Origin of the sequence: Marinobacterium litorale DSM 23545, assembly GCF_000428985.1 — a bacterium.
GTDB classification, from domain to species: Bacteria; Pseudomonadota; Gammaproteobacteria; order Pseudomonadales; family Balneatricaceae; genus Marinobacterium_D; species Marinobacterium_D litorale.
This window is the reverse complement of the sequence record NZ_AUAZ01000026.1, coordinates 11,689-25,207: the sequence shown is the minus strand read 5'-3', so window position 1 is coordinate 25,207 and position 13,519 is coordinate 11,689. Positions and strand designations below refer to the sequence as shown.

Sequence of the window (13,519 nt, the reverse complement as noted above, 5' to 3'; positions counted from 1 at the left end):
ACAGGAGTAAGAAGATGGCGACTATTTCCCGACAGGCCTACGCGGAGATGTTTGGTCCAACCACCGGTGACCGGGTGCGGCTGGCCGATACGGAACTGCTGCTGGAGGTGGAGAAGGATTACACCACCTACGGCGAAGAGGTGAAATTTGGCGGCGGTAAAGTGATTCGTGACGGTATGGGGCAGGGGCAGCGCCCCAGCAGCCGGACCATGGACCTGGTGATTACCAACGCACTGATTGTCGATTACTGGGGTATCGTAAAAGCGGATGTGGGTATCAAGAGCGGACGCATAGCGGCGATCGGCAAAGCCGGTAACCCGGATGTGCAGCCGGATGTTTCCATCGCGATCGGGCCGGGTACTGAAGTCATTGCCGGTGAGGGACAGATCCTGACGGCCGGTGGTATCGACTCCCATATTCATTTTATCTGCCCACAACAGATTGACGAGGCGCTCTGCTCAGGCATCACCACCATGCTGGGTGGTGGCACGGGGCCGGCGACCGGTACCAATGCGACCACCTGCACACCGGGGCCCTGGAATATCCACCGGATGCTGGAAGCTGCAGATGAGCTGCCGATGAACCTGGGCTTCCTGGGTAAGGGTAACGGCAGTCTGCCCGAGGCGCTGCGTGAGCAGGTGGCTGCCGGTGCCATCGGATTAAAGCTGCACGAGGACTGGGGTACGACACCGGCCGCCATTGACTGCTGCCTGAGTGTGGCCGATGAGATGGATGTACAGGTGGCGATTCACACCGATACGCTCAACGAAGCGGGCTTTGTGGAAACAACCCTGAAAGCGATCAACGGTCGTGTCATTCACACCTATCACACGGAAGGGGCCGGCGGCGGCCACGCGCCGGATATCATCAAGGCGGCGGGTGAGAATAATATCCTGCCGTCTTCCACCAATCCGACGCGTCCCTACACCGTGAATACCATCGACGAGCATCTGGATATGTTGATGGTGTGTCACCACCTGGATCCCTCCATCGCGGAGGATGTAGCCTTCGCGGAGTCCCGTATTCGCCGGGAAACCATAGCCGCTGAGGATATTCTGCACGATCTGGGTGCGTTTTCGATGATCTCTTCCGACTCTCAGGCCATGGGCCGCGTCGGTGAGGTGATTACGCGGACCTGGCAGACGGCCCACAAAATGAAGGTGCAGCGCGGGGCGTTGACCGGTGATTCGGAGCGCAACGACAACAGCCGTATCAAACGCTATATCGCCAAATACACGGTTAACCCGGCACTGACCCACGGTATTGCTCATGAGGTGGGTTCAGTGGAGGTGGGTAAGCTGGCTGACCTGGTGTTGTGGAAGCCCGCCTTCTTTGGCACCAAGCCCAGCATGATTATCAAGGGCGGCATGATTGCAACGGCGCCTATGGGCGACCCGAACGCATCAATTCCCACACCGCAGCCCGTACATTACCGGCCGATGTTCGGTAGTTTCGGCAAAGCGTCCCAAAGTACGTCCATGATCTTTATGTCACAGGCAGCGCTTGCCGCCGGAGTGCCTGCTCAGCTCGGACTGCGCAGCCTGATTGGAGAGGTTCGCGACTGCCGGTCGGTGACCAAGGACAAGATGATACTGAACAGCTACCAGCCTCGGATCGAGGTCGATTCACAGACCTATGAAGTGCGTGCCGATGGCGAGTTGCTTGTCTGTGAGCCGGCAACAGAGCTGCCGATGGCTCAGCGTTACTACCTGTTCTGATTTGGGAAACTGTAAATGATACGACTGACCTCCAAGGCTCCAGCAGATCAGGCGGCCACCGCCAGCTTGAGCTTACCGATAGACTCGCGTATTCGCAGCCGACTGCGCGTCACGCTGGATGACGGGCGTGAAGCGGGCCTGTTCCTGCCGCGGGGCTTGATCCTGCGCGGAGGCGACCGCTTGATCAGCGAGTGTGGCGAAGTGGTGGAGATACGGGCTGCCGATGAGTCGGTTTCAACGGTGCGCACCGGGGACAGCCTGCTGCTGACACGCTGTGCCTACCATTTGGGTAACCGTCATGTGCCGCTGCAAGTGGGCGAAGGGTTTTTACGCTATCAGCATGATCATGTCCTTGACGACATGGTGAGAGGCCTGGGCGCAGAAGTGCTTGGCGAGCAGGCTCCGTTTGAGCCGGAAGCCGGTGCATACAGTAGCGAAGGGCACCATCACCACCATCATCACAGCCACGACGAATCGATATAATTCAGGAGAGCACAATGCATAAGTTCGCAGGAGCGTCCGTTCTGGTCGCTTTTCCCTCTTTGGCACTGGCCCACGAAGGTGTTCATGGCGGGAGTTTTTTTGCCGGGTTGGGCCACACCTTGACCGAACCTGATCACCTGGCGATGATGCTGGCCCTTGCCGCGGCGGTGGGTGCAGGGTTTGCCCTGCGTAAGATTTTGCGCAAACGCAAAGCGCGCAAGGGCGTCTTGTCCGCAGCCCGTCAGGAGTAAACTGTGCTTGCCGATCTGCGGCTCTACCAGCTCATCAGTCCGGCCTTGCCGGTGGGTGCGTTTACGTATTCCCAGGGTTTGGAGTGGGCGATAGAAACCGGCTGGGTTGAAAGCGAGCCGTCGCTTGAGCGTTGGCTCTCATCCACGCTGGAACACAGTGTGCTGTCGCTGGAAGTTCCGGTTTTGCAGCGCCTGTGCACTGCACTGGCACAGGATGATAGTGCTTCATTCGATCATTGGTGCCAGTTTCTGATCGCCAGTCGAGAAACCCGTGAACTCCGCGCTGAGGAGCGCCAGCGCGCTCAGGCTCTGGTTCGCCTGCTACCGGCGCTGGATGTGACTATCCCGGATGCGCTGCAGCGCTCTGCGAAGCAAACGCAGTTAGCCGGTATGGCTCTGGCCGCCTCGGCCTGGTCGATAGAAACAAACAGCTTGTGTCGTGGCTTTGTCTGGAGCTGGCTGGAAAATGCGGTTATGGCCGGTGTCAAACTGGTGCCGTTGGGGCAGACCGCGGGGCAGCGTCTTCTCTTAACAATCAGTGAAACGCTGCCGGCCTTGCTCGATACGGCGATGCGGCTGTCGGATGATGCTATCGGCAGCTCAACTCCGGCGCTGGCGATAGCCAGCGCCCGGCATGAAACCCAATACTCCCGGTTATTCCGATCCTGATTGAGGAATTTAATAATGAGTGAATATAAAGCCCCCCTGCGTATCGGGGTTGGCGGTCCTGTTGGTTCGGGCAAGACCGCGTTGTTAGAGGTTCTATGTAAGGCGATGCGTGATCACTACAGTATCGCAGTCGTGACCAACGACATTTACACCCAGGAGGATGCCAAGATCCTGACGCGCGCCGAAGCGTTGCCCGCAGATCGAATCGTTGGTGTTGAGACCGGGGGGTGCCCGCACACGGCGATTCGGGAAGATGCTTCGATGAACCTGGCCGCCGTCGAAGATCTGGCGCGTCTCCATGGCGACTTGGATGTGGTGTTCGTCGAGAGCGGCGGCGATAACCTGAGCGCCACGTTCAGCCCTGAGCTGGCTGATCTGTGTATCTATGTGATTGATGTGGCTGAGGGTGAAAAAATTCCGCGTAAAGGCGGCCCGGGAATCACCAAATCGGACCTGCTGGTGATTAACAAAATCGACCTGGCTCCCTATGTGGGCGCGGACCTGTCCGTGATGGAGGCTGATACCCAACGGATGCGCCCTGAACGGCCCTATGTGTTTACCAACCTCAAAGAGGGTAAGGGCTTACAGGAGATAATCGAGTTTATCGTTCGTCAGGGTATGTTAGAAGCGGCTTGAGCAAAAGCAGTGTAGGAATATCGCTACACTAAAGGGGAGTTGTATTTAAGTGGCGTTAAACGCATCATACTTCTCCCCGGCCAGTCTGACGGACATTGACTAGGCCCGTGGGGAATACAAATATAAAAAATCGCAGGGTCCAAATTTTTATGCTGTGTCAGACCAGCGTAGTGTCGTGCCGGAGTGTGCGATCTAGTTTCGCTTCTTTATTGTCCCTTTCGTTTGATCTTCCTTTACTGACCGTGCGAGATGGTACATCCGCGTGCTGTCAGCTTTCCAACTCCCGTCTGGCTGTGCAAGCGAGCTTTGTCCATGCAGGATAGGGTTAACCTGCACCCACGTCGGCCGGTACACGTCAAGCTGGCAATTTTGCTGATGGTCTCGCTGGTTGTCGTTCTCGGTGGCAGCTTCCTTTATACCAGTTATATGGCGCGTGACAGCTTCCGTTACGACCTGGATAACCGGGTTGCCCGGCTGGAAACCTACGCAGATCTGCTGACAGAGCCGGTTGCCCAGGGACGACAGGAGCAGATAGAAGCCATTCTCGATCTGGTTATGGATGAGGCCGATACACTGCGCCTTGAGATTCTGAACGCTCAGGTTCAGCCGTTAACCGAGCGTCTCTCGTCGGACTTCGGCAGGGTGCAGGTCGAAAGTCGTTTCGTTATTCCGCTGATCGCCGGGCGCGAAATGGGGGAGGAAGCCGGCTGGTTTATCGCTGAAGTTAGCGCGCAGACGCTTTATCTGGCCGAGCGGGAGCGGTTAGAGGATACCTTTCTCACATTGATTCTGGTCGCCGTCGCGCTTTCCGCCGCGCTGTTCGTTTTTCAGACGCGCGTGGTCAACCGGCCGTTACGAGAGCTGCTGTTCGCTATCCAGCGGGCGCGGGAAACCGGCGATTTTATCCGTGCAAAATCACGTGGTTCCGGTGATGAGTTTGGGATAATAATAAGTTCATACAATGAGTTACTGGATGAACTTGATAATAAACATAACTCCTTAAAGGAGAGTGAGACGCGGTTTCGTAATCTCTACAACCAGACGCCGGCGTTGCTGTTTACGTTGCTGCCTGACGGTCGCATCCAGAGTGTCAGCGAACACTTTCTGATCCATCTGGGTTTCAATGAACGCGATATTGTGGGCCGTTCGATCGCGCACCTCGCCTGCGATGAAAAAGAGCTGAATACGCTCCGTGACGAGTTAAAACAGGTGACACCCGACACCAGCAGCGAGTGTTATCTGCAGGTGCGTGATCGGGCCGGCGAGGTCCATTCCATGCGAATAAACCTTACAGCCAACCCGCAGGGGCAGGGTGCGCTGGCGGTAATGACCGATATCACTTCGCTGGATGAGGCGCTTAGCACCATCGAGCGGCAGGCTAATTTTGACTCTCTGACGACACTGCCGAACCGGCATTTCTTTAAATTGATGCTGGCTGAGCAGCTTACTTCCGATCAATCGCTGGAGCAGGGGCTCGCGCTCCTGTTTATCGATCTGGACCGCTTTAAATACATCAATGACACCCACGGCCACCATACCGGTGACAAGCTGCTGGCAGCGGCGGGGCAGCGTATTCAGCACCACCTGCCTGCCGGTGACTTTGTCGCCCGCCTGGGTGGCGATGAGTTTGCCGTGCTTCTGCATGGACGCAAGGAAGAAGCTGCCCTGTTGCAGCTTGCTGAAGGTATCGTCGAGGAGCTTGAGCGGCCTTTCGAGATCGATGAGCGGCGTTTGCATATCTCGGCTTCGATCGGGATCGTGGTTCATAAAACCCGTGATACGTCGGCTGATTCCCTGTTACGCAGTGCTGACCTGGCGATGTATCGCGCCAAGGAGGAGGGGCGCAGCCGGGCTCGCGTGTTCCTGCCGGAGGATGAAGAAAGGACTCGCAAGCGGATGGATGCCGAGACACTGGTGCGTGATGCCTTGGCGAACGACTGGTTCGAGCTCCATTATCAGCCGGTGGTCTATCTGAAAAGCCAGCGCGTTGTAGGGGCGGAAGCGTTGATTCGTCTGCGTCATCCGGAACGGGGCCTGTTGTTCCCGGGCGACTTTATTGATGTGGCCGAAGAGACCGGGCTGATTGTTCAGGTCGGGGAGTGGGTCTTGCGAGAAGGGTTACGACAACTCGCGACCTGGCATCAACGACATCACAGCCAGGCATATCTGTCGATTAACGTCTCGGGTCAGCAGTTTATGGATAGTCGTTTTGTTGACCTTCTGCGTGAGGTGCTTGAGGCGCATGAGATAGCTCCCGGCTACCTGATCCTCGAAATTACAGAGTCCATGCTGATGCATAACACCGCGCATACACTGGATGTGATGAATGCGCTTAAGCGCTTGGGTTGCCTCCTGTCCATTGATGATTTCGGCACCGGATATTCATCGCTGAGTTACTTGCAGAAGTTCCCGCTGGATATTTTGAAAATTGATCGCTCCTTTGTCATGGATATAGAAGAGAATCAAACACACCACGCGCTGGTGGGGGCGATTGTCACCATGAGTCGTGCTTTGAACCTGAAAGTGATAACGGAGGGGGTTGAGACGCAGCAACAGCTTGAATGTCTTCAGGCGCTGCGTTGCGAGCTGGGTCAGGGGTACTTTTTCTCCCGGCCAATTCCCGCGGGGCATTTTATCGCCCGGTACTTATCGGATCCGGAGCATACCCACGTAGGCTTCGGTTAAAAAAATGCCCGCCCCGGTGGAGGGGGCGGGCAGAGCCGTGAACGGGTGTCGCACTGCAGTCGTTTCACCCGATGTGTGCCTGTCAAAGCAATTGAATAATAATGCGAAGGATTCGCATTTGCAATATATTTTTACCAATTACGCTGAAACGACGGGCCCCCTCAGGTTAGAATTGGCGCAAACAACCGATTCGGGCAAGCGTGACTGAATGACCCCAACTGCCAGAACTCTACTTCTCTCTTTGAGCCTGCTTTCCCCGGCGCTCTATGCGGACGTACGTGTCGAAGTGCCGGATCTGCCTGCTGAGCTACAGGACCCTGTGCGCAATGCACTTCCGTTAGTACGCGAAGAGGGAAGCCTCAGTGCGGCGCGTGTGCGCTACCTGCACTCCCGCGCAGATGTTGCGATACACCGGGTTCTGAGCGCGTTCAGCTATTTTAACGCTGAAATCGAAAGTCTCTTGAGTCGTGATGGCGAGGATTGGGTCGCGACCTATCGGGTGCAGCTTGGGCCTCGAACGGTTATTCATGACACGACCCTTGATGTGTTGGGTGAAGCATCAACCCAGGCTCGGTTTCGGCAATGGATGGCGGACCCGGCGTTGCGTGTGGGTACGCCGCTCGATCAACCGGCCTATGAATCGCTAAAAAGTGACCTGCTTGAGCGTGCCGCGAGTGCGGGCTTTTACGAGGCGCGCTTTACGCAGTCGAAAATAGCGGTTGATCCGGAGAACAATCAGGCACACATCACGCTGATATTTGACTCGGGCCCCCAGTACCGGGTGGGTGTCTTCCGCTACAGTCCAGCGCCCGTCACTCAGTCGTTACTGGAGCGCTACGAAACCTTTAAGCCAGGCGATCCTGTCAGCACCGAAGCGCTGCTGACGATGCAGCGAGGCTTGATAGACAGTGATTATTTCAGCCTGGTCGAGGTGCAGCCGCGCTGGGAGGAAGCCGATGCGCAGCAGCAGGTGCCCATTGATGTATCGCTGGAGCCCAATAAACGGACGGCTTATCGACTGGGTGCAGGCTATGGTACCGACACCGGGGCCCGGCTCAGTGCGCGGCAGAATCGACGTTGGGTAAACTCCCTGGGCCATCGCATGGACACCGTGCTGCGCCTTTCGGAAGTTACCAATACACTCAGTAGTCGTTACGAAATTCCCGGCCCGGATCCCATGACCGATCTATATATCGTGCGTGCCCTCTATGAACAGGAGCAAACTGACACAACCGATACCGAAAAATGGGTGTTGGGGCTGCAGGAGCAGAAAATTCGTAACGGTCATCGATTCACCTACGGTCTGTCGTTGGAGGAGGAAAGTTTTACCTTTGGCCGCGATACACAAACCACGCGATTACTGGTGCCGGAGTTTGGCTGGCAGTATGTGAATGCGGATAACCGGCTCTATCCCAACCGGGGCTACCGCCTGGACTTTTCCCTTAGCGGAGGCAGTGAAACACTCCTGTCCGATACCGATTTTGTGCAGGCGGAAGCCGGTGTCAAAGCGGTGCAGTCGTTTGGTGAACGCTGGCGGCAGCTCGGCCGTGCAGACGTCGGTGCGACTGCGGTCACTGACTTTTCGGTTCTGCCCTCGTCGCGTCGCTTTTTTGCCGGTGGCGATAACAGCGTTCGGGGCTATGGCTATAAGCGACTGGCACCCAAGGATAACGACGGTGATGTACGCGGTGGTCGTTACATGATCACCGGTAGTGTGGAGGTTGACTATCTGGTGAAGGAGAACTGGCGAGCGGCGCTGTTCTGGGATACCGGTAACGCATTTGATTCGATCGACACCCCGTTGGTCAGTGGGGTCGGTGTCGGGGCTCGATGGCAGTCGCCAGTGGGGCCGGTGCGCATTGATCTGGCGAAACCGCTGGATGATGACGGCATTCGCCTGCACTTTACGCTGGGGCCGGATCTATGAGTGCGCTCCGTATAAGCTGGAAAGCAGTGCTGCGCCGAGTCCTTTTGGGGCTTTCGGTTCTACTTATTGTCCTGATCAGCTCGGTGGCTTTGTTAATTGGCAGTGACACCGGTACTCAACTGTTGCTCAGTCAGGTGGAGAAACGAATAGCGGGTCTGAGTCTGGATGGCGTGTCCGGCAGGTTGGTCGGGCCGCTTGAGCTTGAGCAGGTGAGCTATCGCGATGACCAGGGTACGGATATTCAGCTTGGAGCCATCGGCTTCGACTGGAAGCCGATGGCGCTGTTTTCGCGCCGCGTTGAAATCAGCCGATTCTCCCTGGCTCAGGGGCGGCTCGCGTTGCCTCCCGCCGACCCTGAACAGCAGGCAGCGGAGGATACGCAGAAGGGCGGGCTGCCGGACCGGATTCAGTTACCGGTTTCCGTGGTCGTTCACGCTTTAGATATCGGTCCGCTCGAGATCGTAAATGGGGAAAGCGTCCAGCGTATTGATCGGATTGAGCTTGACGCCAGTGCGGAGGGCGATACCGGACGTTTGAGCCACTTCTATATACGTCACCCGCAAGGCGAGCTGAGTGTGCAGGGCAATATCGCACTGGCAAAGCCCTATGCGTTAGACCTGACCAGCGATATCCGCTTTCGTCCTCCGAATGCAAGCGGTGGAGAGGTCGTACTGAGTGGCGAGCTAAAGGGAGACCTGGAGCGTCTTGCAGTGACTCAGTCGGCGTCCGGTTTAATTGATGCACAGTTGAGGGCGCACGTGGACAGCGCGCTCGGCGAAGATCCGCAATGGTCCGTTGCGTTGGAACTGATCGATGCGCAGCTGTCCGAGCTGGATCCGGCGCTGGCGCAAACAGGCTTGTCCAGTCTTGCGGCAAATCTGGATGCCAGTGGTGGTCTTGCACAGGCTAACCTGGAAGGGCAAGTCCGTTTTGAACAGCAGATGCTGGGCAAGGGGGTTCTGGACTTGTCGGCCAAGTGGACGCCCTCCTTAGCGACCTTGGCGTCTTCGACACTCGCGCTGAACGGGGGTGAGACCCGCCTGAAGGTTAATGGCGAGGTGGAAGGGCTGGATAGCTCTGCGCCCTCGGTGAATGCCAGGCTCCAGTGGGAAGGGGTTCGTTATCCGCTGCAGGGCGAGTCTGTCGCGTTGCGCTCACCGCAGGGCGAGCTGTTACTGTCCGGGCCCTTTGATAACCTCAATACACGTATTAACACAGAGCTCCAATCTGTTGAAATTGGGGAGGTTTCTCTGAAGGGGCAGGCCCAGGTATCACCCAGTGGTGCGGACAAAATTGGTATTGAGGCCGATCTTTTAGGGGGTCGCGTTCTGGTGGACGGAAAAGCGGGTTGGGCCGATGAAACAAGCTGGCAGCTCAAGCTTGAGGCGCAGCAGGTTCAGCCGGGTTTGCAATGGCCGGACTTGGATGGCGAGCTGAATTCCCGGCTTGCGGTGGAGGGAAGGCTCGATCCCGCGCTGTATTCCCGGGTTCACATTCAAAGCTTGGGCGGGCAGCTGAAAGGCCAGCCCCTGTCAGGAAGCGGGCAGGTCGTTGTTCAGGGCGCGGCGATCGATGTCAGTGACCTGCAGCTCGGCTGGGGCGAGGCGCAGTTAGCTGCAGCGGGGCGTATCGATGAACAGCTGGACCTGAGTTGGTCGCTGGATCTGCCATCGCTCGACAGTCTTTTACCGCAAGCCCGCGGCGCGTTGCGTGCGAAAGGAACCTTGGCTGGATCGCGGGTGTTACCTCGAGTCGATGCTCAGCTTTCGGCGCAGAACCTGCGCGTGAATCAGCTACGACTGAATGCAGCCGAAGGTCAGGTGGCTTTCGATGCAAGCTGGAAACATGACGCGGATATCCAGCTGTCTGCCCGCGGGCTTGCGCTGCCGGGGCAGTCTATAGAACAGATCGACCTGTCCTTGAAAGGGCCCCAGCAGGCACTCGTTACTCTGCTGAGTGTCGATAGCGACAAAGGTGGGGTTGAACTCCAGATTGAGGGTAGTGCCAGCATGGAGCTGCCGGCGTGGCGTTATAAAGGCTATCTGCAGCGCCTCGCCTTGAGCCCCGTGGGACTGAATCCATGGCAATTAGAGGAGCCCGCGGCGATAGACCTGGGGAGTAAGCGTTATCGCCTTGCTCTCAGCTGTCTGGTTCCAGAGGCGCTGGGCGGGCAAGTCTGTGTAAACCTGGATCACCAACCTGCTGTTGCTCGAACGGATGCTGAGCTCGAAGTGCAGGCGCTGCCGTTGACGGTGCTGGCTTCGTTTTTGCCGCCGTCGCTGCTGCTTGATGGAGAGCTTGAAGCGAATGGCGGCTTCCGTCAGCGGGGTGATGCAATCAGCTATCGAGTCAATGCCCGGCTTCCGCGCGCCCAGATTGACGCGCCGGATACCGATCTGACGCTGGGCTTTGATGGTTCTGTCCTCGAACTGACTGGAGATTCGGACGCCGTTAAAGGGCGTCTGGATGTGCCTTTGTCCGGCCTGGATGGACAGATCAACGGCAATTTCAATATCAAGGATCCGGCGGGTACGCAGTCCCTGGCCGGTCAGGTAAAGGTGGATCTTCCTGATCTGCGCCCGCTTGGTGTTCTCAGCCCCGGCGTGGTCATTGATAAAGGGCGTGCCGATGTCAATGTTACAGTCGCAGGCACCCTGGCGGCCCCCAGAATCCAGGGTGATCTTCAGGTGACAGAGGGGGTGGCTGAGATCGCGGCCGCCGGGATTCGTATCGAAGATGCGCAGCTACGTTTGAGAGATGATCCCGAGCGCAAAGAGCGGATGCAGCTTACAGGTAGCTTGAACAGCGGTGACGGCTCACTGGCCCTGGATGGGTTCGTTGAGCCGTTGGCCGGGAGGATCGAGCTGGCCCTGAGAGGTGATCAGTTTACGGCCATGAATACCCAGGAAATTCTGGTTAATATTTCTCCTGATATGGCCATCAGTGGCTCGCCTGACGGGGTGCGTGTGACCGGTGAGCTCAATGTGCCGCGCGCGCTGATTCAGCCGCCGAAGCTGGGACCGTCATCAGTGGACCCTTCCGCTGATCTGGTGGTGAAGCGCGATGGAGAACCGGAAGATCCTCAGGCGTTCGATACCGAGCTTGATCTCCGTATCGTGCTGGGTGATGACGTCCGCGTGGATGCCTTCGGTTTTGATGGTTACCTCACCGGAGCGTTGACGCTGGAGCAGAGTGCCGGAAGTCCGGCGCGGGGTACCGGGCGTGTGGGTGTCCGGACCGGCGAGTACACACTGTATGGTCAACAGCTTCAGATTAGCCGGGGGAGTGTGCTCTTTACCGGTGGCCCGGTCACTAATCCGGGGCTGGATCTGCGTGTTGCCCGCGACGTGGATGATGTCAGTGTCGGTGCGCTGGTGGGCGGCACTTTGCGCAATCCGGCGCTGGAGCTGACGTCGAGCCCGGCGATGCCGGATAACAGAATATTGTCCTACCTGTTGCTGGGTCGTGCTCCGGGTTCTGCCTCGGCTTCAGAGCAGGAGTTGCTGATGAAAATGGCGCTCTCGCTGGCGACCAAAGGGGGCAATAATCTGGTTCAGAACCTACAGGGCGCGCTCAATGTGGATGAACTGGGTATCAGTTCCGGTGATACCGCGGAAGACACATCGCTGTATGTGGCCAAGCATCTGTCGCCGGATCTCTATATCAAATACGGTATCGGGCTGGTGGAGCCGATCAATACCTTCCTGATTCATTATCAGCTCACTGATCGCTGGTTCCTGGAGACAGAAACCAGCGGCGAGGCCAGCGGCGGCGATCTGATCTATAGCTTTGAGCGCTAGCCCGGTATCCTTTTATACCGGGTGTGCCCACATGTCGTATTCGTCCGCTTCTTCAACCTCAACCAGTAATCGCTGGCCCGGCGTCAGGTGAGTCTGGTTGTCGAGGAATACCTGGCCGTCGATCTCGGGTGCGTCACCCTGGGAGCGGCAGACCGCGCCTTCTTCAACCACCTCATCGACAATGACTTCGATGGTTTTGCCGACTTTCGCCTGGAGGCGGGCGGCGCTGATCCGTTGTTGGACCTCCATAAAGCGTTCCCAGCGCTCCTGTTTGACGGCATCTTCTACCGGGTCCGGAAGCGCATTGGCGGCGGCACCCTCGACCGGTGAATACTGGAAGCAGCCCACCCGGTCCAGCTGCGCCTCTTCAAGGAAGTCGAGCAGAATCTGAAAGTCCTGTTCGGTCTCGCCCGGAAAGCCGACGATAAATGTCGACCGAAGTGTCAGCTCGGGACATTGGCGACGCCAGTTCTGGATGCGGTCCAGTACTTTCTCCGCATGTGCGGGTCGGCGCATATTCTTGAGTACCGCAGGTGAGGCGTGCTGGAACGGAATATCCAGATAAGGCAGGATCTTGCCCTCGGCCATCATCGGAATGATTTCGTCCACATGCGGATAGGGATAGACATAGTGCAGGCGTACCCAGATGCCCAGCTTGGCGAGCTCTTCGCAAAGCTCCTTCATACGGGTCTTAACGGGTTTGCCATCCCAGAAATCGAGTTTGTACTTGGTATCGACACCGTAGGCGCTGGTGTCCTGGGAGATAACCAGTAACTCCTGAACGCCGTTCTCTGCCAGCCTGCGCGCTTCGCTCAGCACGTCACCCACCGGGCGGCTCACCAGGTCTCCACGGAAGGAGGGGATGATGCAGAAGGTGCAGCGGTGGTTGCAGCCCTCGGAGATCTTCAGATACGCGTAATGTCGCGGTGTCAGCTTGATACCGGTATCAGGCACCAGGCTGGTGTATGGGTCGTGTACCGGTTTTGGGGCTACTTCGTGTACCTGCTTCATGACCAGGTCGTACTGGTGAGGCCCGCTGACTGCCAGTACCTTGGGATGTACTTCTCGGATCAAATCCTCTTTGGCGCCGAGACATCCGGTAACGATCACCTTTCCGTTCTCCTGAAGCGCCTCTCCGATGCTGTCGAGGGATTCCTGAACCGCGCTGTCAATAAAGCCGCAGGTGTTAACCAGAACCACATCGGCGCCGTCGTAGGAGGCACTGATATCGTAACCCTCCGTACGTAGCTGAGTCAGAATGCGTTCTGAGTCGACCGTGTTCTTGGGGCAGCCAAGGCTGACAAAACCGACTTTGGGAGCGCTCATGCACTGGATCCTCTGGAGTTGCGG

9 protein-coding genes are annotated in these 13,519 nt (G+C 57.5%); 8 read left to right on the top strand and 1 reads right to left on the bottom strand.

Annotation, left to right across the window (positions count from 1 at the left end):
• Positions 1 to 14 precede the first annotated feature (14 nt).
• From ureC to G403_RS0116805, 8 genes are all read left to right on the top strand, one after another.
• Positions 15 to 1,718: an urease subunit alpha gene (gene ureC / locus G403_RS0116840; protein ID WP_027855016.1), complete on the top strand. Its 1,704-nt coding sequence runs from the start codon at positions 15 to 17 to the stop codon at positions 1,716 to 1,718.
• A 15-nt stretch (positions 1,719 to 1,733) separates the two neighbouring features.
• Positions 1,734 to 2,201, top strand: a complete 468-nt coding sequence (gene ureE, locus G403_RS0116835; RefSeq protein ID WP_027855015.1) for an urease accessory protein UreE — start codon at positions 1,734 to 1,736, stop codon at positions 2,199 to 2,201.
• Between the two features lie 14 nt (positions 2,202 to 2,215).
• On the top strand, positions 2,216 to 2,452 hold the full coding sequence (locus G403_RS23750; RefSeq protein WP_036234304.1) for a HupE/UreJ family protein: 237 nt from the start codon (positions 2,216 to 2,218) through the stop codon (positions 2,450 to 2,452).
• Between the two features lie 3 nt (positions 2,453 to 2,455).
• Entirely contained in the window at positions 2,456 to 3,121 is a 666-nt protein-coding gene (locus tag G403_RS0116825) for an urease accessory protein UreF (protein ID WP_027855014.1), read from the top strand.
• Between the two features lie 15 nt (positions 3,122 to 3,136).
• Positions 3,137 to 3,757, top strand: a complete 621-nt coding sequence (ureG, locus tag G403_RS0116820) for an urease accessory protein UreG (protein ID WP_027855013.1) — start codon at positions 3,137 to 3,139, stop codon at positions 3,755 to 3,757.
• Positions 3,758 to 4,069: 312 nt separating this feature from the next.
• Positions 4,070 to 6,442 carry a putative bifunctional diguanylate cyclase/phosphodiesterase gene (locus tag G403_RS24650; RefSeq protein WP_051299187.1) on the top strand — a complete coding sequence of 791 codons (2,373 nt, stop codon included), beginning with the start codon at positions 4,070 to 4,072 and terminating at the stop codon, positions 6,440 to 6,442.
• A 208-nt stretch (positions 6,443 to 6,650) separates the two neighbouring features.
• Positions 6,651 to 8,369 carry an autotransporter assembly complex protein TamA gene (locus G403_RS0116810; protein WP_084404087.1) on the top strand — a complete coding sequence of 573 codons (1,719 nt, stop codon included), beginning with the start codon at positions 6,651 to 6,653 and terminating at the stop codon, positions 8,367 to 8,369.
• Positions 8,366 to 12,169, top strand: coding sequence for a translocation/assembly module TamB domain-containing protein (locus tag G403_RS0116805; protein ID WP_027855011.1), 3,804 nt, complete (start codon positions 8,366 to 8,368; stop codon positions 12,167 to 12,169). Before G403_RS0116810 ends, G403_RS0116805 begins: the two co-directional genes overlap by 4 nt.
• Before the next feature lie 12 nt (positions 12,170 to 12,181).
• On the opposite strand, the gene rimO is transcribed toward G403_RS0116805, so the two are convergent.
• A complete protein-coding gene (rimO, locus tag G403_RS0116800) occupies positions 12,182 to 13,495 on the bottom strand; it encodes a 30S ribosomal protein S12 methylthiotransferase RimO (RefSeq protein WP_027855010.1) in 1,314 nt (437 codons plus the stop codon).
• Positions 13,496 to 13,519 lie beyond the last annotated feature (24 nt).